Source organism: Archangium minus (genome assembly GCF_044360475.1).
Lineage (GTDB): Bacteria > Myxococcota > Myxococcia > Myxococcales > Myxococcaceae > Archangium > Archangium minus.
Window position 1 is genome coordinate 6,065,888 of sequence record NZ_CP043494.1, and the last position, 25,594, is coordinate 6,091,481.

A 25,594-nucleotide genomic window follows, 5' to 3' on the forward strand; every position below is an offset into this window, starting at 1 on the left:
TTGAAATTGATAATCAGTATCATTATCAACTACACGAAGCGTCCGGGCTCGTCAAGAGACGGCGTGGGGCGATGGACGAAGAGGCGCCCCCAGAGAGCAGGGGGGGGCACCACGGCGGAGCCTTCCTCGCAGCGGTCAGGTCGCGGCGCGACGCCCCGGGTTCGGTCGTCCGCGGTGGGCATGCCAGGCGAGTGCCATCAAGCACAGAACCAGCAACACGCCGAGGCTCAGCAGACCGCTCCACCCCAGCACCGACAGGAGCGCTCCGGACGTCAGCGAGGCCACGCCGCTGGCGGCAAACACGCACAGGTCATTGACACCCTGTGCACGAAAACGCTCGGCGCCCGAGCGGCTGCGCGCCACCAGGGTCGTCGCGGTCACGAATACGAAACACCACCCCACGCCGACCAGCGCCAGCCCGACCAGGTGTCCTCCAAGGCCCGGAATCCAACTGCACAGAAACCCCACGAGCAGGAAGAGCAGCCCCAGCCCCTGCAACCGTGCGATCGACACTCTTCTCAGAATGGCGCCGATCGACAGCGAGGGCAGGTACATGCTCAGCAGGTGAACCTGTATCACCCAGCTCGCCTCTTGAAGCATGTATTGCTCGAAGCCACACATCTGCAAGGGCGTCGGCACCATCAGCAGGCTCATCACCAGGAAGGCACCGGCGCCCATCACCACCATCGGCCAATACAACTCGCGGACACTTGTGTCGGGTGTGGCGGAAACCTCGGCGACGACCGCGCTTTGCGGTCGGTACAGCAGGAGCGAGAGCGCGGCCAGCACCTGGAGCACCGCCAGGACCAGCAGGACCCGAGGCACATAATCGGACGTCCTTCCCTCCAGCAGGCCGAAGAGTGAGATGCCGGGAAAGATGCCAACGGCGCTGGCGAGTTGGATCAGGGTCAACAGGCGTGGGGCCCTGCTGCTCTCCTGTCCTTCGAGGATTGCGAAACGATACTGTTGCACGAAGGAGCCGTGCAGGCCCACGCCGAAAACGGCTGCACAGAACAGCCAGAAGTCGAACCGGTGCACCGCTCGTGCCGCGAGCGCCAGGCAGCTCGCGGCCAGCAGCGCCGAGGCGATGAAGCAGCGTTTGCGTCCGAAGTGACGCATCAGCTGGCTGGCAGGCCAGGTGCCCAGCGCCGAGGACAGCACCATCACGGCAACCGGGAGGGTCGCGAGCCGCATATCCACCGCGAGCCACTTACCCACCAGGCTGCCGACGAATTGGATCGAGACCGCGCTGGCGAGCCCTACGACCTGACACAGCAAAAGGACCCGCGTGTTGATGGACGTGGCGGGCACGGCCCGCGCAGCTCGAGGGCTCAACGCACGTGCTCCGTATCAGGTTGTGCGGCCAGGGCTTCCGCTTCGAGCGCCGCGATGGTGCCCAGGGAAAGGCCTAGCTGCTGGTGGAGGAAGCGGACCATCGTCCAGTGGGGGAGTGCGCCCTCGTCGAAGGGACCGAACTCCTCGCGATACAGCGGCAGCCAGCGCAGTGCTTCCTCGAGCATCTGCTCCCGGCCAGGCTGGCTCTGCTGATAGTCCTCGTACGGCAGGCTGCGGTGATGGATGAAGAAGCGTCCCGGCAGGCGCTCCTCGCACAGCTGCCGATACTCTCGGGTCTGTAGGATCAAATAGTGCCAGACCTCATCGATCGCCTGCTCCACGGGAAGGAACAGCCCGGCCAGGCGCTCCGGGTAGCGAGAGATCAGGTACAGGTACTTCAGGCATTCGATGACCTGACGCTCGACGTACGTGGGCTCCTCACCGGTGGTCCGCACGAAGTGCCGCACCACGCCGGAGAAGAACGCGTCATCGAGCAAAGTCCTCAACTCGGCGCTCGTCACCTTGGGTTGATTGGAGTTCATGACCCACCTTGTCCTGTCATTTCGGAGTCTTGCACCAGCCAGGCGTACTTCCCGGACTTGCCGATCGCGATGTGCTCGCGATGCTCGAGCTCGCATTCGAGCCCGGCCACCTCCAGGCTCCTTTGCCGCAGCTCGCGCGCCACGGTCGGATCGACGGGCCTGTTGTCGAAGGTGGTGTAGAGCAATCGGGCCTGCCGCGGCGCCTTCAGGTGGAGTTGATAGAGGAAGATGGACGGTGTGGCGTCAGCAATCCAATCGTCGAGCTCCGCCTGGGAGATCACGCCTCCACGCTCAAGCCGCAGCAGCTCCCTCTCGCGCCCGCAGAACCGGCGAATCCGAAGCGGGTCAGGGGAGCCATCGATCGTCTCGGCACAATCGCCGGAGCGATAGCGAATCAGCGGCATGTAGGGGTTGCGCAAGCTCGAGACGATGATGCTGTAGACCGTGCTGCCCTTTTCAACTGGGATCAGCTCCAGGTGCATCTTGTCGAGGTAGGGCCAGTATCGTCCGTGACGATCGCTGTAATACAGATACCCCAGCTCGGTGCTGCCAAACAGGTCGATGATGGGGCACTCGAAATGCCGTTGCAGGAACCGGCGCACGTTCTTCGGCGTGTACTCGTAGGCGTGGATGATGCTGGCCGGCTTTGGAAAACGCCGCCACGAGCCCCAGTCCAGGGCCTTCCGCACCAGATGCGCGAGGTGGTAGCTGTCGCAGTCGAGGTGATACGCGCCCAGCGGATGCGCCTGCTGGACAGCGGTCATTTCATCGAGCATGCGCTCCACGTCGCCGCGCTCCCAAAGCGCCGGGTCGAGCCTCAGGTTGAGATAGAGCGTGCGCGAGTCGAGCCGACGCTCCTCGAGGCTCGGATGGGCCTGCGCCTCGCCGCCGCGCTTCTTCGCGTTGAGCCGCGCCACGTGCTCGGTCGCCAGCACGGTGGTGATCGAGACACGCTGACAGTTCTGCTGCCAGGTGACGGCGATGTCGGGATGCTCGCTCCACAACTGGTAGTAGGACTTCAACAGGAAGAAGGGGGGACGGATGATCTGCATCCGCGCGTGATTGGTTCCGGTTGAGAGCACGAACTCCGCCTCTCCCACCTTCAACGCTTCAGCGAGCCTCGGGGTCATCCAATTGTCCGGGAACCCCCTGGCGATCTCTGGCTTCTCCAGAATGGGGAAGAACCCCTGCTCGATCGATGGGTGGTAGATGGGAATGTCCCTGACCTGCTCGATCATCTCAGCCAGCGTCTGTCTTTGGGCGTCCATCGGTAGAGTGGGGGAGGGGAGACGGTTGAACGGGCCAATGAAAAGCGTTGCGCCAACCCATCGGAGCGGGCGCGAGCGAGGCGGGAAGGCATGGAAACAAGGCGCATTCCTCCTCGCTCGCGCCCCGGACTACGCTATCAGCTGATACAGCCGGTCTTGGAGATGCAGCCGGCCTTCACGGGGGAAGTCCCCCGGGAGATGCAGCCGGCCTTCACGGAGACAGCCGGCCCGGAGATGCAACCGGCCTCGACGACCGGCGTGCCGGCAGAGTTGGCCGCGACCCACTGATTCCAGAGATGATCCTGGGCGAGCTGACGAATCAGGTTCTTCATTTGAACCTCCGAGACTGAAGGGTTGGATGATGCACGGACAAACACATACTCCCACAGCCGCACCCGGATGTGCTCGGGTGCTCCTCGGCCCGGCTGCGCGACCGTGTGTTTGTTTTAAGGTCCAACTTGTCAGGGGTCAAGGCCTTGTCTGTTTTTAATGGTTGCTCATGTTTTGGGAGCCTGGTTCGAATGTCAGAGGGGCATGCTAGGCGTTGCGAACCAGGCCACGTCGATCACATGGAGGCGAATGCATGTCTGATTTGCAGTCGAATTGTTCGGAGGGCGGCATGGAGGAGCCCGCCAGCAACTTCGACGCCGTCATTGTCGGGGCTGGGTTGGCGGGCTTGTACATGCTCTACCGCCTGCGCCAGCTCGGGCTATCGGTACGGGTGTACGAGGCGGGCAGTGGGGTCGGCGGCACGTGGTTCTGGAACCGCTACCCGGGCGCGCGCTGCGATATCGAGAGCCTGGACTACTCCTATTCGTTCTCGCACGAGCTCGAGCAGGAGTGGAAGTGGTCCGAGCGGTACGCCACCCAGCCGGAGATCCTTCGTTACATCAACCACGTCGCGGACAGGTTCGAGCTCCGCCGGAACATCCAGTTCAACACGCGAGTGACCGCCGCTGGCTTCGACGAAGTGACGAACCGGTGGGCGATCCAGACGGACGACGGGGTCAACGTGTCCGCCAGGTTCTGCATCATGGCGACGGGTTGCCTGTCCGCCGCGAAGGTGCCGGATTTCAAGGGGCTGGGGGCTTTCCAGGGCAAGTGGTACCACACGGGCAGATGGCCGCACGAAGGCGTCGACTTCACCGGTCAACGCGTTGGCGTCATCGGTACGAGCTCGTCCGGCGTCCAGCTCATCCCCATCGTCGCCGAGCAGGCAGCCCACCTCTTCGTCTTCCAGCGGACCCCGAGCTTCAGCGTCCCCGCGCGCAATGCGCCCATTGAGCCGGCCTACGAGTCGTGGATGAAGGCGAACTATGCCGAGTACCGGCGCAAGGCCCGTGAGACACGTGCCGGGGTCATCATGGACGTCAACGAGAGGTCGGCGCTGGACGTGTCCCCCGAGGAGCGGGAGCGCGAGTACAAGGCCCGATGGGCGAAGGGCGGCACCGGATTTCTCGCCGCGTTCTCGGACCTGCGGATCTGCCGGGAGTCCAATGAAACCGCCGCCGAGTTCGTCCGCTCCCAGATTCGCGCAACGGTCCGCGATCCGGCCGTCGCCGAGACCCTGCTGCCCAGGGATTATCCTCTGGGCACCCGGCGTCTCTGCGTCGACACCGGCTACTATGAGACCTTCAATCGGGACAACGTCACCCTGGTTGACGTGAAGAAGTCGCCGATCGAGGAGCTCACGCCCAAGGGACTTCGGACCCGGAGCGCGGAGTACGAGCTGGACAGCATCGTGTTCGCGACGGGCTTCGATGCCATGACAGGCGCCCTGCTCAACATCGACATCCGCGGGCGGGGTAACACGACACTGAGGCAGAAGTGGGCTGATGGCCCACGCACGTACCTCGGGCTGGCCATCGCGGGCTTCCCGAACCTGTTCACCATCACAGGCCCTGGCAGTCCCTCCGTGTTCAGCAACACGATCGTCTCCATCGAGCAGCACGTGGACTGGATCGCGGACTGCATCACCTATCTGCGAGAGCACCGTCTCGAACGCATCGAGGCAACCGTCGAAGCGGAGGACAGCTGGGTTGCACACGCCAGGGAGCTGGTTGAGCGCACGCTCTTTCCTCTGGCGGACTCCTGGTACATCGGGGCGAACATCCCCGGCAAGCCACGTGTCTTCATGCCCTACATCGGTGGTGTCGGGGCATACAGGAAGAAATGCGATGCCGTCGCCGCCCAGGGCTACGAGGGCTTCTCTTTGACAAGGTGAGTCGGAGAAGGCCATGGACGGAGAGCCCTCCCGGGCGCTCCACGTTCTATACGCGGCCCCTCTGACATGGGGGGTCACCTCGTCTTCAACTGCTTCACCGTCCCCACAGCACGTCGAGGATGACGGCGTAGTGCACGGAGGCCGCGGAGATGACCATGAGGTGGAAGATCTCGTGGTAGCCAAAGACGGTGGGGTAGGGGTCCGGCCACCTGCGGGCGTAGACCCCGGCACCCAGGGCATAGAGGACGGCACCGAAGACGAGCCACCCGGTACGTGCCGGGCCAATCACGTCCGGCAGCCGCGGTACCACCGGGACCGACACCGTGCCCAGCACGACATAGAGCACGGAGCGGAGCCCCCGCGGTCCGGAGTGGCCCAGCAGCGCGAGCCCAGCGCCCGTGAGCGCCGCGCTCCACATCACCCAGAGCATCCTCGGGCCCCAGCCTCCCGCGTCCAGCATGGCCACGGGCGTGAAGGTCCCCGCGATGAGGGCATAGATGGCCGCATGGTCGAACCGCTGGAGGCGCCGGTAGATGGCGGGGCTCCAGTTGGGACAGTGGTACGTCGCGCTGATGCCAAACATCAGCACGAGGCTGACGCCGAACACCAGTCCAGCCAGGTACCGCACGCCCTCCGCTGGAGCCAGGGCCAGGAAGACGCATCCGCCGAGTGCCGCCACGAACGCGAACGCGTGTGACACACCGCGCAGTCTGGGCTTCGCTTCCTCTTCCACCTGGAGGGACCCGACATGTTCTTGAGAGGCCATGATCTGCTCGTACGTACGGCAGGTCATCGTTGTGTCAGCGAGGGGGGTTCTCCTGTCCATGCGTGCACTTCTGGCGCCTGGGGATGCCGCCCCGTGCACACTGGCGGTCGGGGTGGCTCCAGCTGTGGAGGCGCGCAGACGGCGCCCCCATGACGGTGGGAGTCGGGGTACCCTCGCGCCCCGCATGAGACGAACGCTCCCGTTGCTACTCCTTCCGTTTTTACTGACCAGTTGTGAATGGGTGGTTGACCCGCTGTCCTTCACCCGGGAAGAGGTCCCGCGGTTCAAGGCCCGGGCCGAACACCCCGCGCCGGTAGCCAACCCCACTTCACTCAAGGTGATGGCGTGGAACGTGAAGTACGGTGCCTGCCGCATCGACTTCTGGTTCGACTTCTGGGGGGACCGTGTCCAGATGTCCGAATCCGAGGTGACGGACTGCCTCACCCGGGTGGCGGCGCTCATCCGCGAGTACGACCCGGACATCCTCATGACGGAGGAGATCGAGGTCGGCTCCAAGCGCAGCGCCTACATCGACCAGGTGCGCTTCCTGCTGGAGAACACGAATCTCCGCTACGCGGCCTACATGTCCACCTGGGACTCCCGCTATGTGCCGTCCGAGGGCGTGGGCCGCATCGACCTGGGCAATGCCATCCTCTCGCGCTACCCCATCATCAAGGCCGAGCGCATCCGGCAGGAGGACCGCACGGACCAGGATCCGCTGACGGCGACGTTCTACATCAGGCGCGCCATCGGCCGGGCCGAGGTGGACGTGGGCAACGGCCGGACCCTCGCCGCGTACGTGGTGCACACCGAGGCGTATGACCAGGACGGCACCAAGCAGAAGCAGATCCAACAGATCTATGACGTCCTCCGGGCGGAGACGCTGCCCTGGGTGATTGGCGGAGACTTCAATGAGCTGCCGCCCGTCTGCGACGAGCGCGCGGCCGCGGGGACGCCCGAGTCCTGTGAGGGAAAGCTGCGGCTCTCGGGCTTCCTGGACGAGCGCGAGAGCAGCAAGGGCACCGAGTTCGAGCAGCCGCCCTACACGCCCAGCGTCATGAAGCGCTTCTATGACGACTTCGAGCCCTCCATCTCCCTGGCCCGTTACGGCGTGGGCGAGGAGAACCAGCGACCTTACTTCACGCACACGGTGCTCGGCCCGGACAGCAGGAATGACCAGGGACAGCCTGGCGCCTGGAACCGCACGCTGGATTACCTCTTCATTCGTAAGGGGGAGGTGTGGACGGACACGGATGTCCTCCAGGGCCCTGGGCGCCTCGGCGTCCAGAGCGATGCCAGCCGCCTATCCGATCATGCCCCCGTCGTCGGTACCTGGAGGCTGCCATGAGAGCCGTTCTGCTGTGCGTCCTGTTGGGCAGCACCCTCGCCATCGCTCAGCCCCTGCCGGCGCGGGATACCGCGGACGTGGGTCCCCGGGGCTCCTGGAGCGTGGGCGTGTTCAATCCGCTGCGCATCGCGGTCCACGAGGGCGTCGAGCTCCAGACCCATCCGCTTCTCTTCTTCGTGGCGCCCAACGTGGATGCCCGCTTCTCGCTGGTGCGCTCGCCCTTGCGGCTGACGGCGGAGGCTGGGCTGTCCATGCCTACGTTCGCCATGCGTCTGGTGAAGGGCTACCTCTTCCCCAACTGGGCCACGAGTCAGAATGACATTGGCTGGATGCTGATTCCGCGGGCGGGGCTGTTGCTCTCGGGGAACGTGCTCGAGCACGACGTGTGGACACTGCGGGCGGACGCGGCCTTCCGTCTTCCGCTGGGCCCCAACAGCGCCACGCCCCTCAACTCCTTCCTCACCCCGTTGGACCTCGTGCTCGCGGCACCGCTCACGGGCTTCCGCTCGCGGGTGGGGGGCGCCTATGACCACGCCTTCAACGACCGCCTGCGCCTGCGCGGAGAGCTCAACCTCTACGTCACCGGCTCCCAGGGCCACCTCCTCGTCTCAGGCCAGGACGTGGGGTCCATCGCCTCCATCTCCCCGCTGGTGCTCACGGCCCACGTGGGCGTGGATATCGCCGTCTTCCAGCACAGCCGCATCACCGCCGGAGTCCTGTGGGCCAACGCGGACCAGGGCGCCACGCGCGTGGACATGGGCGCCGATGGCTTCAGCGAGCGCGTCCGCGTCCGGAGCAACGACTTCCTGCCGACGCTGGACTTCATCTGGGAAGGCTTCTGATCCGAGGTCAGAACGCGTAGCGCTCCTGAACAACGAGGGCGACTACTCGTGCGTTGGCGACGCGGCGGGTGAGCTGAGCGGCTGACTCAGCTCGCTCAGCGGCACGATCAGGAGCGAGCGCGAGATAAAAGAGCCGATCCAGAGCTCGTCACCCACGACGATGGCGCTCGTGCCCGCACTGAAGGCCTCGTTTGCGCCTCGCTTGAAGATCGTGGTCGCCTGGAAGGAGGTCGGCTCGATGCGGGCCACCTCCGTCCCAACGCCGCACTTGAAGACGAATCCACACAGGCCAACAACGGCAATGGAATTCGGGTGCCCTGTCGCGAGAATGGAGCCGTCGGGCGCGAACCGGAGGTTGTCTGGATGGAAGCCAAGGGTGACGGACCGGGGGCTCGCGGCGGCTCCATCGAGGGGAACCTCGTGCACCCTGCTGTTCATGTACTCGTTCACGTACAGGCGCGTGCCGTCCGGTGACACGAGGATGCCGTTGTCCCCTAGGAAGCGGGTACCCGGAACTTCGCTCCAACCGCTGGTAGGCCCCCACCGCAACACCGCACCTTGCGACGACGACGGGAGGTGCGGAATGGTGACGACGAGGCCGCCGTCCGGGAGGGGGGCGACGGAGTTGGCTTCATGCTCCGCGGGCATCACGATGCAGCCGGTCCAGGTCAGCTCTGGCCCCTCGGCGGAAACCCGGACGTCGAATACCTCGATCGACTCGCGACCGCCATGGTTGACCGCGTAGAGCGTGTGCTCTCCCTTGGCGCTGGCACGGAGCGCAATCCCGTGCGCGGAGAGGAGCTTCGGATCGGGTGCACCAGGGCACTCGCGGTAGGTCGGCGCGACCGGGCGCGAGAAATCGGGCGTGATGGCGCGGAAAGCTTCGCTGCTCATCCTAACGGCATAAAAGCCGCCCTCGGCCCAGTCGTCGTTGCCCATGTTTCCCGTGACGACCCAGTCACTGTCCCCGAGGCGCATCAGGTCCTCTGGCTTATTGGGCCCACATACGGCGTGGACGCCGCTGGTGAGCTCGCACTCCCTGCCTTCGCCTCGTCCGGCCGGCCAGAGCCTCCAGTAGAGAGCGAACGCGGCGGTAAACACCAGAAGCGAGAAGAGGCTGAGTGCGGCGATGCGCACGCCCCTCCTCTTGAAAAAAGGACGGGGGGCGGCGGGTGTCCGTGTCGCATCCCTGTCAAGTGTCGGCATGTCACTCACCCGGCTCTCCTTCTCGCATGTCAACAAGGACCCGCAGGGTTCCGCTGCGGGCCATCCCAGCTTCATGCACCCAGCATAAGAAAGAGGGGAGGCCGGTTGAAGGCAAGAGGTGGAGCAGTTGGGCGCTGCTACAGGGCGCCCATGTCGTAGCTGGAGGGCACGTCCACGTGGAAGGCCACGTCCACGGAGCGCTGCTCGGCGGGGGCGAGCTTCACCTTCCAGGTGAGGAAGCCGTCCGTCTCATTGCGCTCGTGGCCCGCGGTTGTCTTCGCCTCCACCTCCACCTTCACGTCGTCGAGCTCGGAGACGGGCAGTTGCTCGGTCACCTCCACCACCTCGGGGCCGGGACGGAAGTTGGCCAGGTCGAGCCGGTAGGCGTAGCGGAAGCGGCGCTTGCCGTCGAACAAGCCCTTGTCGTGCGCTATCTCCTCCACCACCACGCGCTCCACGCGCAGCGACTCCTCGATGCCGAAGGTGAGCTGGAAGGGCCCACCTTGGGGCACGTGCTCGACGCTCTGCCGGCCGATGTAGCCCGAGGCACTGAAGAGGTCCACGCTCCCCGGCAGCAGCGCGAAGGGCGCGCCATTGACGAGCCGGGCCACGCGGAACACCACCGGGCGCAGCTTGGGCACGGCGCGCCAGAGAAAGGTGGCCCGCAGCTTCGTGCGCGCTACGCGCAGCCGCACGTCTCCTCCATCGCCCCGCACCTGCGCGGGCTCGGGCACCTGCAACTGCACGGACAGGCCCTGCGAGGCCGCGCTCAGCGAGCCTTCTTGCTGCACGGGCTCCGCTGCTGCGGCCTCGGCATGCCGCTGGTGCTCGTCGCGGCGCACCAGCACCTTGCGCTCGCGGCCCTGCTCCCACGCCAATAGCCTCAGCGGCTCCAGCGTGGGCGGCGAGGCATTGGCCGGAGGCCGGGCTGTGGAGAGCGCGAGCCGCACCCCCGTCCAGTCCTCGCCCGTGGTCTGCCGCACGGTGGCGTAGGTGGACAGCACCACCTGGCCCGAGGCCTCGTCGGCACGTGCCTCGTAGGAGGGCGTCCACCCCGCGCCCCCCACGGTGTAGTCCAGCTCCACCCGGGCCTGGCCCGCCGCGCCGCAGGCCAGCCGCACCTCCACTCGCCGCTCCATCCGCGCCGCCGACTGGGACAGGAAGCTCTCGCGGGCGCGGAGTGCCTCTAGCTCCCGCTGGACTTCCTGCGAGCGGGCGGAGGCCGAGCGCAGGTCCGCCTGGGCGCGCAGCCGCACGTCCAGCGCGGCGGCGAAGGCCTGGGTCCATGCGCGGGTGTCCGGCCGGGGCTCGGCGAACTCGCGCGTCACCCGTGTCACCGCCACCGCGTCGAGCTGTTCGCCCAGCTCGTTGCGCGCCTGGGCCCGCGCGAGGGTGTCCCGCAGCCCGGCCAGCTCGCGCTCCAGGGCCTCGCTCTTGTCCCGCAGCGACTGGAGCTCAGTTCTGAAGGGGCCCTTCACGGGCTGCTCCGAAGCCACGAGGCTCTCCACGGTGGCGGTGTCGGAGCGGGCGCGCAAGGAGGCGGGGTCGGCCGCGGGGGGCAGCGAGTCGAAGACGGCGAGCGCGCGGCCGGAGCACGGCACGGTCTCCACGCGCGTCACCACGGCTCGGTCCGGGTAGACAACGACAGAGGACACCTTCGCGGGGGCGGCGAGCGCCAACATCATCAAGGGTAGGGCGTGCATGGTGGCTCCTTTATTGTCTTTGCTGCAGACGCCAGTTCTTGGGGTGGCGCACGGTGTAGCGGAAGGTCACCTCGCTCTTGCGCGAGGGTGGAATGGACAACCGCCACTCCAGCGTCCCCTTGTCGGCGTCCTGCTCGGCATAGGGCTCGGTGCTTACGAGCTTCACCTCCACGTTCTTGTCGCCCGGCAGGGGCCACTGGTCATGCAGCCGCACCGATAGCGGGAAGGGATAGGGATTGGCCACCTCGAGCGTGACGGCGTACTCGGTGACGTCGTCCTTGTTGAGGAAGCCCTTCTCGGAGGTGACGAGCCGCACGTTGCGCACCGGACGCACCGCCGGATCAATGCCCAGTGGCAGGGTGAAGGGCTCGCCCGGAGAGACGAGCTGGAGCTGGGCCTGGCCCGAGGGGTCCGCGCCCACGAAGAGCTGGGCCTCGCCCCCGGGCAGCACCTGCTTGGAGGGGCTGCGCAGCTGGGCCACGAGGAAGGCATTAGAGGTGAGGGCGGGGAACAGCTCGCGCTCCACCTGCACGGGCCACGTCTCGGTGAAGAGGGGCACGCGCCGCTCACCCTGTCCACTGCGCACCGTCTCGCGGCGCTGTGCGGGGAAGCTCAGGGCCTGGCCTCCCGCGAGCGAGGCGGGCAGCCGTGGATCCAACGTGGGCCGCTGCCAGCCAGCCGGCGGCTCGAGCCCCACGGGCACGTTCACTGTGGGCTTCTCGGGGACGCGGCGCATGAAGTCCGAATTCACGTTGACGCCCGCGCTAGAGGAGCCCACGTCGATGGTGGGAGGCCTTGCCGCAACTTCGATCGACTCGGTGAAGCCCTCGGGCAGCAGTTCCGCGTTCACGCGGATGGTGCGATCCAGGCGCAGCTGGAGCTCCGAGCGGGAGAATGGCTTGAACGCCTCCTTGTCGAAGCGCAGCGTGTAGGTACCCGGGGGGAGCTGGGGGATGCGGTACTGGCCCTGGGCATCTGTCACCACGACCTGCTCGCCCTGGAGGTTGGGCGAGGTGGCCGTCACCACCACGTCCGCTATGGGATTCTTGTTATCCGCGCTCACGACGGTGCCCACGATGGTGCTCCCCCCGTGTGTCGCCGGAGCCTGAGACTGCTGGGCGGGGGGAGGCGTCTGGGCCACGGGGGCGGGGTGTGGAGCGATGGGCTGGCCCAGCAGGGCGGAGAGCCGCTCGCGGAGCCGGGTCTCCTCTCCGGGCGCCAGAGGAGGCGGAGGGGTAGGCGCCGGGGGGGCGCGCCAGGAGTCGGGGACGGGCTCGGGCGTGGGGATGAAGCGCTCGCGCTGGCCAATCTTCCAGGTGGCGAGCTCCGGCGCGGGCATGAACGAGGCGGGCAGGGCGGTGCTGAGGGTGAGCGCTGCGTCCTCCCAGTCCTCGCCCGTCTCTTGGCTGACGCGGCCAGCGAAGGCCACCTCCACGCGGTTGGACTTGGGCTCGAGCCGCAGCTCGTAGGCGGGGTACCAGCGCGCGTCCTGGATGAAGTAGGTGAGCGTGAGCGTGGCGGCGCCCTGGCCCGAGATCGTGGCGACCACCTGCAATCGTTCGTGCGGAGACGCGCCGAGCGCCCGCCGCGCTTCCTCGAGCCGCCGCGTCTTGTCGCGTGCGAGCGTCTCCTCGCGCAGGGTCAGCTCGCGCACCTTCGCCTGGGCGCGGGCGGTGGCCTCTTCCACGAAGTCGGTGGCTGCCTTCCAACCCGAGGCGTCCAGCCGGGACGCGGTGAGGGCTGTCCCCTTCGGCGCGGAGAGGGGCTCCGCAGAGGGCTCGGGCCGCGTCTGCTTAAGCGATTCAAGCTGCGTGAGGTACGCGGAGCGCTCGGAGCGGACCTGCGCGAGCTGCTCCTCGAAGCGCTCCAGCTCGGTGACGAGCTGGCGGGCCTCGGCAGTGGGAAGGGCCTCGGGGATAGAGGCGCGCGACTCCACGCGTGTCACCTCGGCGCCCTGGGCCTCTACCCGGAGGCTCGAGGCGTCCACCTCGCCCTGGAGCAGGGGGAACTCCACGAGCTGGGAGCCAGAGACGTTCACCCGGGCGGTGCGCACCACACGCGCCCCATCACTGTAAACCGTGACCGAAGTCACGGGGGCCTCCACCGCCGCGAGCCAGAGCGCGGTCAGTGCCGACAATCCGAAGACGGGCATGCGGAAGGTGTAACGCTCTCTACCGCGTGCGGAGAACCCCCCTTTTTGAGAGTGATTGAAGAATGAGGCGGGCGTGATGAAACCATGATTGGACGTCCGCCTCGGATACTGACTGCCGAGTATCCGACACAGCAGCAAAATCGCGCACACACAGAGCGTGAAATCCGCCTAATCCTTATGATTCGGCTTCCTCATGCCTTTTACCCACTCTCACCAGGAGCAACTGGGCGGATGTCCATGCACACAATGACAGCCAGAATTCATCGGATTCTTTTCTTGCTGCTCTGGGGTTGCATCGCCTGTGGCCCCGGGTGCTCGGACAGCGCCCGGAACGACGAAGCGCCATCGGAAGGGACGAGCTCCAACCGGTACAATCAGGGCAACCTGGTCAGTGGCATCACCGCCCAAGCTGGTGGCAGCGTCTTTCTCATCGGAAGCGGCATCTATGACATCACCGGTCCGGCCGGAGAGCTCCCGATGATGGGCTATGCCGTATCGGACCAAAAAACCGCTGGCATCCACATGAGGCTGCGGTCACGGGCGTTCGTCATAGGCGACGGGACCAAGCGGGTCGTCTTTGTCAGCGCCGACCTGGGCCAGCTCTTCCAGATGGTCAAGGTCAAAGTGAGCGAGAAGATCGCGGCCAATGCCGAGCTCGCACGCTATTACGACACGAAAAACGTCCTCTTGTCGGCGACGCATACCCACAGTGGCCCCGGGGGTTATTCGGGGTACTTCCTGTATGACGCGACCATCAACGGGTTCGTGAAACAGAACTTCAACGCGATCGTGGATGGCATCTACCAGTCCATCCTGCGCGCCCATCACAACGTGAAGCCCGGAAAGATCCTCGTCAACGAAGGAACACTCGAGGGCTGCGGCGGGAACCGCGCGGTGGAAGCCTACAACAACAACCCCGCGGCGGAGCGGGCCCGGTACGAGAGCATCACGGACAAGACCATGACGCTCCTGAAGCTCGTCGGCCTCGATGGCGAGGAGATCGGCATGGTGAACTGGTACGCGGTGCACCCGGACAGCATCGGCCCCGAAAACAAGCTGATCAGCAGCGACAACAAGGGCTGGGCCTCGTACCTCTTCGAGAAGGACAAGGGGACTGATTACCTGGCGTCCAAGACATTCGTGGCCGCATTCGCCCAGAGCAATGCCGGCGACGTGACACCCAACATTGGGTTTGGCCTGGCGCCCCCCGATTTGACGTTCGAAAAGAATAAGAGCCTGGAGAACGCCGTCCTCAAGCAATACAGCAAGGCGAAAGAGCTTTACAACGGTGCGACGAGGGAGCTGACCGGCTCGGTGGATTTCCGCCACGAGTGGGTGGATATGAGGACGCTCTACGTCGCTTCCGCGGGAACCACGACGTGTGCGGCCGGCATGGGAGCCTCTTTCTCGGCCGGCAGCCCGTATGACAATCCGAGCCCCGTGCCGCTCTTCCCGAACGGGACCACGGTTGACAGCGTGCGGTGGAGCGAGGACGCCGGCAAGGCGGCGCTCTCCGGATTCCTGGGCGGCATCTTCGCCTTCGCATGGCCGGCGACCAACAACGCGGCCTACAAGGCCTGCCACGCGGAAAAACCGGTGCTGATACCGACGGGCGTGGCGCACCTCAACATCAACGGTCCGACCATGACCCCGCAGATCATGCCCCTCCAGGTCTTGAAGATAGGGAACCTGGCCATTGTCGCCGTCCCCACCGAGGTGACCACCATGGCGGGCCGCCGCCTGAAGGACACGGTGAAAACGGAGCTTGCGAGCGTCGGCGTCGACACGGCGGTTATCGCCGGGCTCTCCAACTCATACGCGTCATACCTGGCCACCCGGGAGGAGTACGCCCTGCAGTGGTATGAGGGGGCCTGCACGCAGTTCGGCCCGCACGAGCTGGCCGCCTTTCAGCAGGAATATGCCAAGCTCAGCAAGGCCATCGTCAGTGGCGCCGACGTCGCGGCTGGCCCCACGCCCGAGGACGTGACGGGCTTGACGATCGATTTGACCGCGAAGGTGGTGCTGGACGACAAGCCGCTCGACAAGGAGTTCGGGAGCGTGATCACCCAGCCGGCCGCGAGCTATGCGAGGGGAAGCCTGGTGACCGTGCAGTACTGGGGCGGGCATCCGAACAACGATCTCCAGACGCAGGGCTCGTTCCTGGCGGTCGAAAAGCAGGTGAACGGCGCATGGGTGGCGATCGCGTGGGACTGGGATCCGGAAACGACGTACCGGTGGGAACGGAGCGGCATCTCCTATTCCAAGATAACGATTACCTGGGACACGAAGAACGCCGCAACGGGTACATACCGCATCCGCCACAAGGGCCACTGGAAGTCTGGATGGACCGGGAAAATAAGCCCCTATGAGGGGGTTTCAGAGTCATTCACGGTGCTGTAAGCGCCTGCATTGACAGCCTGGCCCCGTAGTCAAACACAGGCTGAAACCCGGAACACCAACAAAAGGGGAATTTCCGACACTCCAGCGCTCTCCTGGTGTTAAACTGCCTCACCAGGAGGGCAGTGGAATGAGTGCTCGTCGTAACGGAGTGCGAGCCTGCGTCGCCGGAATCCTGATGGTGCTCGGTGCGTGCAAGGAGCCCCAGAAGGATCCGGACGCCTCGGACGGCGGAGTGCCTTCCGCCGACGGCGGAAGCCAGGGCACCGAGATCTCGCCGAATCTGATTCCCCAGGAGGAGCTCTTCGCCTGCCGCGGGGCTGTCTCCGACGCTCCCACACGCCTTCGCCGCATCAACCGCTGGCAATGGACCCGCAATGTCGGCGGCTCCGTGACGCGCGGATGGACCGGCTTCAGCTTCTACGACAATCCGCTCGATCCGAATCCACGCTCTCCCTACGGGAGCTACGCCGCCGACGACACGGTCGACGAGTCCATGGTCGAGATCATCCTCCCCATCGTGGACGAGTACGGCGCGACGTGGGCCGGGCCCTACACTGGCTCGAACAGACTCGATCTGCTCCGCGAGGATCAGTCGTTGCGTTGCATGTGGGAGCAAGCGAAGCCGAGCACCGCGTGCATTCGCAACTACCTCGCCACACTGCTCGAGCGGGGCGTGATGTACCGGCCGGCGCGCGCGGATGAGTTGGACCGGTTGGCGGCCTTCACCCAGTCGGTGCTCGCACAGGAGTCCCCCGATGGAGGCGAGGGCGCACGTACCCACAGCCTCTCGCGCGTCGTCACGGCGGCGACCTTGATGAGCGGCGCGTTGTTCCGCGAGGAGCTGGGCACGCCGAGCGGCGACGGCCGGGTCGAGCTCGGTGAATGGGAGCTCGCGCAGCAGCTCACCTATGCGCTGGGAGAGCGGGCCCCGGGTGCGGTTCCCACCTGGAGGTGGCCCTACACCTCCGCCTCCTCCAAGGGCCACTATGGAGACATCGCGGACGCGGCGCGCGACGGAGGGATTCGCTCGCCAGAGGTCGTGGGCTCGCTGATCGATCAGCACCTGGGCGGCGTGGATCCCACCCGCTTCGACCTGGTCCAGGACTTCGGCGAGGCGGAGCGTCCCCGCCGGGGCGAGTTCTGGCTCTCCGATGGCGTGGCGAACTTCTTCCGCCAGTGGCTGGGCTACACGGAGGTGGAGGCGATCTTCAAGGAGCGTCCGGAGGCGACCAGCGCCTTCGATGATGGGGAGCCGAGTGGCTACCGCCCGCAGGCCGCGGCCTGGGAGAATCTGCTCTCCGGTTACTACGGCGACGAGTCAACGCTGATCCAGCAGATGGACGACTTCGTCGCGCGCGCGGTGGTGGCGGACGTCGCGGTGCTCGAGACGCTGTTGACCTCCCGGCAGTTCTTCCTCGCCGCCACCCAGGATACGGGCTTCGACGGCAACGCTACGCGGTACACGGGCCAGCCCTACGGCACCAACGCGGAGATCGCCGCGAACAACGACGCACGCTGGCGGATGCTCCCGGAAAAGGAGCGCGCCGGAGTGCTCACCCACCCGGCGTGGTTGGCCTCGCATGGCGGAAACTTCGAGGACGATCCGTCCGCGGTCCACCGGGGCAAGTGGGTGCGGGAGAACCTGCTCTGCGGCTATGTGCCACCCCTCAGCTCGGTGCGCGTGATGGCGCAGGTGGGGCCTCACGCGCCGGACAAGAACGCGCGGGCGCGACTCGAGGACGCCACCGGCAAGAGCGAATGCCAGGGCTGTCACTCACTGATGAACCCGCTCGGCTATCCGTTCGAGATCTACAACCATGCCGGCTACCTGCGGACGAGGGATCACGCCCCCGACGGTGGATGGATGGCTCCCAATGGGCAGGTGACGTTGAGCCATTTGCCGGACCCGGCCTTGAACGGACCTGTACGGGATGCGGTGGAGCTCAGCGAGAAGCTCGCCGCCTCGGGCTACGTGAAGCGCTGCTTCGTCCGGCAGGTCTTCCGCTACTTCATGGGCCGCGACGAGAACCGGAGCGACGCCTGCACGCTGGTGCGGATGGAGCAGGCCTACGACGCCAACCAGGGCTCGTTCAAGGCCCTGCTGAAGGCCCTGATGACCAGCGACACCTGGACGACGCGCCGCGAGCCGGCGCAGGGAGAGTGACCATGCTGACCCGACGCGCGTTGCTCAAATCCGCCGTGGCCGCTGGCTTGTTCGCGCCGTTCTACCGCGAGGTGCTCGCCCAGACGGCGAAGCCCATGCGGCTGGTGCTGGTGCTGGAGTGCAACGGCATCTATCCCCAGGCGTTCCTGTCCAGCGGGACCCGCACGGCCCTCGGCCCGAAGATCGGCACGCGGCACAACTTCCGCGACGTGTATCCCGAGACGCCGTTGCTCCGCATGGGCGATGACCTCTCCAGCGCGCTGTGCCTGGGGCCGCTCGCCGGAGGCAGCGGAGCGCCGTCCCTCGTGAACCGGGCGGCGGTGTTGCTCGGCCTGTCGTCGACGATCGCCGGAGGAGGGCACTCGTCGGGAACGGGGGCCCTGAGCTGCGCGGTGCATGGCTCGGCCGCCACCCTCGATGCGGTGCTGGCGCCGAGGCTCAAGCGCACCGCGCCCTTCGACGCCATCCGGCTTGGCACCAGCTCCGCGCGCACCCCCATCGTCTACGAGACGTGTGCCTACGGTCCGCGCAAGCCCGCCGGCATCCTGGTGAACCCGATGCTCGCGTACAACACGATCTTCGGCTCGCTCTCGGCCAGCACGGCGGTGGGACAGGAGCGCCGGATGCTCTTCGACTTCGCCCGTGAGGACGCGAAGGCGGCGCTCGGGACCTTCAAGGGTAACTCCCACGAGCGCATGAAGCTGGAGCGGTACCTGGCCTCGCTCGAGACGCTGAGAGAGAGAGAGACGCAGCTGCAGGGAATGGCGGCGCGGGTGAAGCCGCTGTTGCCCCCGGACCCGTCCGTGAACCCGTTGCTCCAGGGGGGCACCACCCCTCCCGACTCACTCAAGTGGCTCGAGGCGCAATTCGAGATCGCCACCACCGCGCTGCTGGGCGGACTGACGAACCTGGTGGTGCTGGCGGCGGGGACTTCGGGTTTCGACGTGGCCTACGACTCGAGCATCGCGAGCGTCGGGCGGCATGATCTCCAGCACGGCATCGACAACGCGGCCAACTGGACAGGCATCGCGGCGGTCACCCGGAAGCACGTGGCCCTGGTGGCGAAGCTCGCACGTGCGCTGGCGGCGACGCCGGAGCTCAACGCGTCCGGCTCCATGCTGGATCACACGGCGATCGTCTTCATGTCCGACAATGGCGAACAGCACCACTCGGAGGCGCGGGAGTGGCCCAAGCTCGTCCTCGGTGGCAACGCGCTGGGGCTGAAGACGGATGGACGGACCGTGGTGTATCCGGCCGAGGGCACGGCCCGGAATCGCCAGGTGTCCAACCTCTTCAACACCCTGGGCCACGCCTTCGGGGACCCCGACTTCAACACCTTCGGGTCGGAAGGGCCGACGCGAATCGCCGAAGGCCCCCTGTCGGAACTGATGGGGTAGGCCGAGAGGCGCGGTGGGTTCTCCCCTCTACGCGAGGCATGATCGAACTCATGGGCCAACCAGCACCCACCGCGCATCCGGCGAGTCGGCGGAGAAGTCCAGCCGAGCACCACCCTTGAGCGGCACCACGCGTGGCCCTTGCTTCACCCGGGTGAGGGAGAAGGTCATCTCGAGGAGACCACGTGGGCGGCTGGACTCCCTCAGACTCCAGCGGACTCCGCCCCCTTCCAGTGTGAGCACGTCTCCTGGCGCGGAGGTCTGCCGGTAACCCATGGCGACGAGCTCCCGGGTCAGTATGGCCGCTCGTTCCGGAGACAGCTCCAGCGTCAGCCCGGTGATGTCGCGCAGGAGCCGCTCGGGCTTGAAGCGGGGTCCCATGAAGGCCCGGCGGCTCACGTCGTGCGCGTCCCACGGGCGCTCGGGATAGAGGGCCTGGAAGAAGCCCGCGTGGTACTCGCTGACCCACAGCGCCAGCGAGGCGTCCCGCTCGGACGTCTCTCCGTGGATGGCGTCGTACCAGGGCACCTGGCCGCGCCCCTCGAACGTCCACTGCGCCTTCGACTCGCCAATGCGCTCGCCCAGCGTGCGCTTCAGGTGCGGGACGAGACGCTTCAGCTCTCCCTCCTGCTCGACGCTGAGCCCCACGCCGACCTTGCCCACCGGCTCCTTGAACGGGTTCTCCGGGCCAAGCAGCTCCAGGTAGGTGTCCTGGCCCCGGACGTAGAGCCGCTGATCCGTGGCCTGGATGGGTCGGAACGCAGGCAGGCCCGCGTCTACCTCGGCGAATTCGCGCAGGAAGAACTCCGAGCCTCGCAGCGCCTCGAAGTGCTCGGCGTCCAGGACGACATAGACATGGTTGAGCAACACCCTGGGGGCCGCCGCGGGCGGGGGAGGTGGTGACTCCGGAGCCCGGGACGAGGTGATACCGAGGGAGACGAGGGGTTCGCCCGGACTGATGGGCGGAGTGGTCACCGCGTAGAGCACCTCGCCCGCGAAGGGCGCTCCGGGGACGGCGAGGGTGCGGCCGAAGGCATCGCGGATGACGCCGAGGGGCGCGCCCGCTGCCACCCGTTGACCCACGCGGACGCCGAGCGTGAAGAGGCCATGGACCGGGCTGGACACCGTCTCCGAGTAGGTGACGAACCGCGAGCGGACCGGGGGCGGTGGGCCTCCAGGTACGAGCCCGAGCGCCCGGAGGACTCTCACGAGCCCCTCCTCCACGCGGGAGATGTCCGCCTTGGGGGTGCGGCCCTCGCCGCCCAGCTCGACACCGATGGCCGGAATACCTCGGGAGACCGCCGTGTCCGTCGTGTACCGCGTGGGGCCGGTGAAGTCGGCCCAGCGCGCCTTCACCGTCTCCACCCCGAAGGCGAGTGCCATGGCGCGCGAGCGCTCGGAGACCTTCAGGTCCAGGGCGTTGGCGATGTAGGCGGTGTAGGGCAGCAGGGCCTCGTTCGCGTCTCCACAGTGCACGTCCACCGAGGCATCCACCCGGCCGAAGATTTCCTGCGTCAGGACGTGGGCCATGCGCTCGGACAGGGTGCCCGTGGCCGAGCCGGGAAAGACGCGGTTGAGGTTCTTCCAGTCCGTGGGTCCGTAATAGACGGTGCGGTGCAGGAATGCCGGCACGTTGGCGATGTGGACGAGCACCACCGTGCCACTCAGTTCCGCCGGATTCAGCCTCGCCGCGAGCCGCTGGACCGCGAGGATGGGCACGTACTCCGAGCCGTGGATGCCCGCCATCACCGCGACCACCGGGCCGGGTCGGCTGCCTCGCACCACCGTGACAGGGATGGACGCCGGGCCTCCGGGGCCGTCCGGCACCGGGAGGTAACCGTGCACCCGCTGCCCGGGCATCGCCACCGCGCTGCCCCAGGCCAGTGCGCCCTCTTCCGGCGACGGGGGGGTCGCCGTCGCAAGGGCTGCTAGCAGCAGCACCATCGCCATCATTCGCGTTTCCTCCAGGGCATGACCGCCACGTCCGCTCGGTTCTGGCGCATGCGCTGAGACCCGAGTCCGCTGCTTGTAGCTCCGGTTCCGAATTCCTGCAACTCGATTGCATTATGGGGTTTCCCCGGGCCCTGGTCTCCTCTCATCGCGGACCGAAGCTGTCCGCAATCCCACCTACCTTCTCCCGGTCATCAGGACGAGCCCATCAGGGGCCGTCTTCTTCTCCAGGAGAATCATCCATGAGCAACTTCTCGGGTCTCCGCACCTACCGGGGCAGCTGCCACTGCGGCGCGATTCGCTTCGAAGCCGACCTCGACCTCAGCACCGGAACGACTCGGTGCAACTGCACCATCTGCAGCAAGAGCGGGTGGTGGGGGTTCCTCGCGAGACCTGCCACCTTCCGGCTCCTGATGGGTCAGGACAACCTCGTCCTCCTGGGCAAGGCTCACCGCTGCAAGGAGTGCGGCCTCCAGCCATTTGGGCACGGCGATATCCCGGAGCTGGGAGGTGAGTTCTACGCCGTGAACATCCGGTGCCTCGATGACGTGGAGCTCTCCGGAGTCCCGGTGAAGTACCTGGACGGGCGCCACGACACCTGGGCGCAGCTCGCGGAGGCTGCCTACGTGAACCCGTTCGGAAACGCGGGTGGCCTCGCCTGACCCGCCCTCGCTGGAGCGGTATCCTGGCGGTGGGACGCAAGCCGTCCTGCCAGCCGGGCTGGGTGATCCGAGTGAGCCAGGACGATGTCAACCCTGCGGCACTGCCGGCTTCAATGACGATGTCTACACGGCAGTTGCTTCGGGGGCGGCGGTTTCCTAAACCGCAGGCCGCTGGTTCGATTCCAGAGGGCGTGAGCTTCTTCGTGTGGAGCGCGGCTCAAGAGGTGGAAGGCCGGCGGAGGGCTCAATCATGTCGAGCAACGCGTCTCAGTGGCGAGTGGGGAAGGGGGTCCGACCCGTTCCGCTCTGTTTTCTCATCAGCATGCTGGCCCTGTCGGGCGCCCAGGCCCAGGCGTCGGAGGCCGAGGTCCCGCACCAGTCCACAGACGAAGGCGCGAGTGCCGGCATGAGCCCGAAGCTGACCCCGCTCGGGCTCTATCCGCTCTGGGAGAACACCGGACACGTGCTCGGCCATGGGCGCCTGTATGTCGGCACCCAGTCGGTGGAGATTGGGCTCCTCGACAGGGTGCAGCTGGGGGGACGCCCCTTCTCCTTTGTCTTCCGGACGCCCAACGTCCACGCCAAGGTCAGCCTCCTGCGGAACGAGCGGCTGTCGATCGCCGCGCACGCCGAGGCCCTCGTCTTCCTCCCGGGATCGAGCGAGGCCTTCACCTCCAGCAACTATGTCTCCCGGTTGGACACCCGGGACGTCACGCTCACCGTGCTGCCTGTTGGCGCCACGGCGAGCTTTACGCCCGTTCCCTGGTTCCAACTGCACGGCACCGCGACGGTGATGGGGACGTTCGGCAACGAGGTGTACGTGGGACGTGCGACGGTGGGGGCCAGCCTGGTGGCCCAGCTGCTCGTCCGCGAGCACCATGCGTTCTCCACGCACGTGGGCGAGATGGGCTTCTGGAACCACGACTTCACCCTGATCGGTGCGTCCTACCGCTTCCGGATTCGGTGGTTCGAGGCGCAGCTTGGTTACTTCTACCGCTTCATGCCGGATGGAGGACAGAGCAGCCCGCTGCTCAGTCTGGGAGCCTACCTGTGAGACGCCTCGCACTTGCGCTCGCGCTGTTGATGCTCGCCGGCCCCGCCTGCGACTGGGAGCACGCCGCGCTGATGAACAGCATCCCCATCAAGGGCAAGCCGTCCGTCAATCCCACGGTGCACGTGTTCCTGGGGTTCGACGGGCTGTCTCACAGCGCGGTGACCAAGGCCCGTGAGAGGGGTGCCTTCTCGGGGTGGAACCTGTCCCGCTTCATCCCCATGTTCCCGGCCACCAGTGACGCCAGCTGGACGCGCATCCTGCACACCGGGCGCTTCGCGGGCTACGAGTACGGCCACTACGATCCCAGGCACGACGCGCTCTACAACACCGCGGTGGAGGGGCTCCTCGTTCATGCCATTCCACCGCTGGACTCGCTCGCCCACCTGCTGCCGGAGAAGGTGAGGGCGCCTGTCTACTACGAAGCCTTCGATCACCACGCGAGCGACTACCTCAGCTCCGTCTGGAGCTACGAGCGGCCCGTCTTCGGCTGGTACCGCTCGTTGGATCACCTCTTCGTGGCACTCGCCGGGAGAAGCGAGAAGCAGCACACCTTCAGCGCCTATGTGCTGGAGGGCGACGTCATCGGGCACATGCTCTCCGAAGAAGACTTCGTCGACGTGCTCGTGGCCCTGAGTGAGCGCATCCAGGAGTTCAAGCGCAGGCACCCCGAGCGCACGTTCGTCTTCACGCTCTTCGGTGATCACGGCATGGACAGCGTGCGCAAGCCGCCGCCCTACGTGATGGACCTCCGCAACCAGCTGCGCACCGTCGGTATCACGCCCGTGGACACGTTCGGGCAGGCGGATGCGGTGGGCGGCCCCGCGGCGGTGGCCGTGCTCCACACCCGTGTGACCTATGTGGCCCTCCATGCCCGGCCGCAGTGGGCGATGGAGGTGGCGCGCCGGGCCTCCACGGCCCCCGCGGCCGACCTGGTGATCGCGCGCGGTGTATCACCGGGAAGCGGCTATCCCGAGGACCTCGAGTGGGTGGACGCCTGGCGGGAAGGTGCGCTCGCGGCTCGCTTTGGCTACCAGCGCTCCACGGACACCTACTGGCTGCCCGCGAACATGAACTGGGCCGCGCTTGATCTCCCCGTCACCTTCGAGCCCGGGGCGGAGTCCGGCGTCTTCAGTGACGAGACGCTCTTCGCCGCGACCGCCGAGCGGACCTACCCTGACTTCTTCTTCCGCGCACGCACGTCGCTGGAGCCCATCAGCGTGGAGTTCCCGGCGGACGCGCTGGTGTCCCTACGCGACCCGTACATGTCAGAGGGCTTCCGCGTCCCCCTCGTGGGTGGGTCAGACCTGGCCTCCGCCGCCAGTCACGGCGCCATGCACGGGAAGGGCAGTGTGAGCGCGCTCCTCACCGAGGAGCGCAGCCTGCCCGCGACGGTGCGCTCGGACACGCTGCTCGAGCTGTTCCCCTCGCTGTCCGAGCACATGCGGGAGCGAGGCCTCACACTCCTGCCCGGTGCTGACGGAGCCTCGCTCGACTACGCCCAGCTCCGCTGAGCACTCGAGCGCTTCCGCTCACTCACGCGGTGGCATCGTTCAACTGGGACTCGGTCGGGGTGTGGCTGCTGGACGCTCGCGCGGAGGCCGGTTGGGCGAGCGACTCCACCTGCTCGGTGCTCAGCACCACCTTGTCTTCCGAACCGGACCACACGAACGGAATGCCCGGCTGGCGGTAGAGCGTGGGGGGGATGTCTCGCGCCATCTGCGCGTGCAGCTCCGGCAGCTTCGACCAGTGCAGCCCGTGCTTGGTGTGGTGCGCGGTGTGGTAGCCGAGGTTGCCGGTCATCAGGTTATAGCCGCGGTGCAGGATGTTGTAGGAGGCCTCGGCGTGCTCCTTCGTGACGAGCCCCGAGTGATGGAAGTAGGTGGCCCAGGCCGTCACATAGAGCGACACGCACATGGGCAGCAGGAAGACGAAGAGGGCGTTGTACCAGTTGTGCCAGAAGAGCAGGCCGAGCAGCGCTACCTGCAGCGCGCCCATGCCCAGGAAGATGCGCAGTGCCTTGGGGTGCTTGAGCCCCACCTTGAAGGCCCGCGGGTAGGCCGTGAGCGCAGTCGACAGCGAGTACTCCAGCTCGCCCATGGCGGTGCCGTCGGGGCGCATCCAGCGCGACTCGTCCTTTTCCTGGTCCAGGTAGTTGCGGTGGTGGCCGAGCACGTGATGCAGGAACCACGCGTGGGAGGTAATCCCCGTCTGGAACCCGAACATGATCTCCAGCAGGCGATTGGGCAGCGCATGGCGGAACATGGTGACGTGCTGGTGGTGGTGGTTCCACGCGCTGATCCACCCCTTGGGAATGATCCCCAGGGCGAGCCACAGGATGGGCAGCCACCAGTTGTTCGCCGTGAAGAAGACCGTCAGGTCGAGCGCGAACATGCACGTGAACAGCAGGACGGGGATGCGATCTTCAGGATGCCGGAACAGGGTCATGCGCCTTCCGCGAGGGGGCCGGCGGGTGCCCACGGGAGGTGGACGCCCCGTCACCGGCGAAAGTGTCGCACAGCATACAGTACGCGGCGCCCCTCCGGGGTGGCGGAATGTACGCCTTTCATGGGGCAGGAAGGTTGCC

The 25,594-nt window shown here is 66.6% G+C and carries 19 protein-coding genes; 9 read left to right on the forward strand and 10 right to left on the reverse strand.

Going from position 1 to position 25,594, the window contains the following annotated elements; translation table 11 throughout:
• Positions 1-135: 135 nt before the first annotated feature.
• From F0U60_RS24630 to F0U60_RS24645, 4 genes are all read right to left on the reverse strand, one after another.
• Positions 136-1,311 carry an MFS transporter gene (locus tag F0U60_RS24630; protein ID WP_395823897.1) on the reverse strand — a complete coding sequence of 392 codons (1,176 nt, stop codon included), beginning with the start codon at positions 1,309-1,311 and terminating at the stop codon, positions 136-138.
• Positions 1,312-1,331: 20 nt separating this feature from the next.
• Entirely contained in the window at positions 1,332-1,877 is a 546-nt protein-coding gene (locus F0U60_RS24635) for a glycine-rich domain-containing protein (RefSeq protein WP_395823899.1), read from the reverse strand.
• Positions 1,874-3,115 (reverse strand): hypothetical protein, encoded by a 1,242-nt coding sequence (locus F0U60_RS24640; protein WP_395823901.1) that lies wholly within the window; start codon positions 3,113-3,115, stop codon positions 1,874-1,876. The genes F0U60_RS24635 and F0U60_RS24640 overlap by 4 nt, the downstream gene beginning before the upstream one ends.
• A gap of 167 nt (positions 3,116-3,282) precedes the next feature.
• Positions 3,283-3,477: a hypothetical protein gene (locus F0U60_RS24645; RefSeq protein WP_395823903.1), complete on the reverse strand. Its 195-nt coding sequence runs from the start codon at positions 3,475-3,477 to the stop codon at positions 3,283-3,285.
• A 251-nt stretch (positions 3,478-3,728) separates the two neighbouring features.
• Between F0U60_RS24645 and F0U60_RS24650 the strand changes: the two genes are divergently transcribed.
• Positions 3,729-5,369: a flavin-containing monooxygenase gene (locus tag F0U60_RS24650; RefSeq protein WP_395823905.1), complete on the forward strand. Its 1,641-nt coding sequence runs from the start codon at positions 3,729-3,731 to the stop codon at positions 5,367-5,369.
• A 94-nt stretch (positions 5,370-5,463) separates the two neighbouring features.
• Here F0U60_RS24650 and F0U60_RS24655 read toward each other — a convergent pair whose 3' ends face one another.
• The gene (locus F0U60_RS24655) at positions 5,464-6,135 is read right to left on the reverse strand and encodes a hemolysin III family protein (RefSeq protein WP_395823907.1); all 672 of its coding nucleotides are present in this window, start codon (positions 6,133-6,135) and stop codon (positions 5,464-5,466) included.
• Between the two features lie 241 nt (positions 6,136-6,376).
• On the opposite strand from F0U60_RS24655, the gene F0U60_RS24660 reads away from it, so the two are divergent.
• Both F0U60_RS24660 and F0U60_RS24665 read left to right on the forward strand, forming a co-directional pair.
• On the forward strand, positions 6,377-7,483 hold the full coding sequence (locus F0U60_RS24660; RefSeq protein WP_395823909.1) for an endonuclease/exonuclease/phosphatase family protein: 1,107 nt from the start codon (positions 6,377-6,379) through the stop codon (positions 7,481-7,483).
• Positions 7,480-8,325 carry a hypothetical protein gene (locus tag F0U60_RS24665; RefSeq protein ID WP_395823911.1) on the forward strand — a complete coding sequence of 282 codons (846 nt, stop codon included), beginning with the start codon at positions 7,480-7,482 and terminating at the stop codon, positions 8,323-8,325. The genes F0U60_RS24660 and F0U60_RS24665 overlap by 4 nt, the downstream gene beginning before the upstream one ends.
• Positions 8,326-8,367: 42 nt before the next feature.
• Here the strand turns inward: F0U60_RS24665 and F0U60_RS24670 are convergent, their stop codons facing one another.
• The 3 genes from F0U60_RS24670 to F0U60_RS24680 form a co-directional block, all read right to left on the reverse strand.
• Entirely contained in the window at positions 8,368-9,462 is a 1,095-nt protein-coding gene (locus F0U60_RS24670) for an SMP-30/gluconolactonase/LRE family protein (protein WP_395823913.1), read from the reverse strand.
• A 206-nt stretch (positions 9,463-9,668) separates the two neighbouring features.
• The gene (locus F0U60_RS24675) at positions 9,669-11,234 is read right to left on the reverse strand and encodes a mucoidy inhibitor MuiA family protein (protein WP_395823915.1); all 1,566 of its coding nucleotides are present in this window, start codon (positions 11,232-11,234) and stop codon (positions 9,669-9,671) included.
• A 10-nt stretch (positions 11,235-11,244) separates the two neighbouring features.
• Complete coding sequence (locus F0U60_RS24680) at positions 11,245-13,386, reverse strand: mucoidy inhibitor MuiA family protein (RefSeq protein WP_395823917.1); 2,142 nt, start codon at positions 13,384-13,386, stop codon at positions 11,245-11,247.
• A gap of 231 nt (positions 13,387-13,617) precedes the next feature.
• On the opposite strand from F0U60_RS24680, the gene F0U60_RS24685 reads away from it, so the two are divergent.
• From F0U60_RS24685 to F0U60_RS24695, 3 genes are all read left to right on the forward strand, one after another.
• Positions 13,618-15,786 carry a neutral/alkaline ceramidase gene (locus F0U60_RS24685; protein WP_395823919.1) on the forward strand — a complete coding sequence of 723 codons (2,169 nt, stop codon included), beginning with the start codon at positions 13,618-13,620 and terminating at the stop codon, positions 15,784-15,786.
• Positions 15,787-15,913: 127 nt separating this feature from the next.
• Positions 15,914-17,950 (forward strand): DUF1588 domain-containing protein, encoded by a 2,037-nt coding sequence (locus tag F0U60_RS24690; RefSeq protein WP_395823921.1) that lies wholly within the window; start codon positions 15,914-15,916, stop codon positions 17,948-17,950.
• A 2-nt stretch (positions 17,951-17,952) separates the two neighbouring features.
• A complete protein-coding gene (locus F0U60_RS24695; RefSeq protein ID WP_395823923.1) occupies positions 17,953-19,347 on the forward strand; it encodes a DUF1552 domain-containing protein in 1,395 nt (464 codons plus the stop codon).
• A gap of 48 nt (positions 19,348-19,395) precedes the next feature.
• Here F0U60_RS24695 and F0U60_RS24700 read toward each other — a convergent pair whose 3' ends face one another.
• Positions 19,396-21,297: a DUF5829 family protein gene (locus tag F0U60_RS24700; protein WP_395823925.1), complete on the reverse strand. Its 1,902-nt coding sequence runs from the start codon at positions 21,295-21,297 to the stop codon at positions 19,396-19,398.
• 239 nt (positions 21,298-21,536) lie between these two features.
• On the opposite strand from F0U60_RS24700, the gene F0U60_RS24705 reads away from it, so the two are divergent.
• The 3 genes from F0U60_RS24705 (at position 21,537) to F0U60_RS24715 (ending at position 24,521) form a co-directional block, all read left to right on the forward strand.
• The gene (locus F0U60_RS24705; RefSeq protein ID WP_395823928.1) at positions 21,537-21,956 is read left to right on the forward strand and encodes a GFA family protein; all 420 of its coding nucleotides are present in this window, start codon (positions 21,537-21,539) and stop codon (positions 21,954-21,956) included.
• A gap of 250 nt (positions 21,957-22,206) precedes the next feature.
• The gene (locus F0U60_RS24710; RefSeq protein WP_395823931.1) at positions 22,207-23,010 is read left to right on the forward strand and encodes a hypothetical protein; all 804 of its coding nucleotides are present in this window, start codon (positions 22,207-22,209) and stop codon (positions 23,008-23,010) included.
• The gene (locus F0U60_RS24715) at positions 23,007-24,521 is read left to right on the forward strand and encodes an alkaline phosphatase family protein (RefSeq protein ID WP_395823934.1); all 1,515 of its coding nucleotides are present in this window, start codon (positions 23,007-23,009) and stop codon (positions 24,519-24,521) included. Before F0U60_RS24710 ends, F0U60_RS24715 begins: the two co-directional genes overlap by 4 nt.
• Before the next feature lie 22 nt (positions 24,522-24,543).
• Here the strand turns inward: F0U60_RS24715 and F0U60_RS24720 are convergent, their stop codons facing one another.
• A complete protein-coding gene (locus F0U60_RS24720) occupies positions 24,544-25,455 on the reverse strand; it encodes a fatty acid desaturase family protein (protein ID WP_395823938.1) in 912 nt (303 codons plus the stop codon).
• Positions 25,456-25,594: the final 139 nt, after the last annotated feature.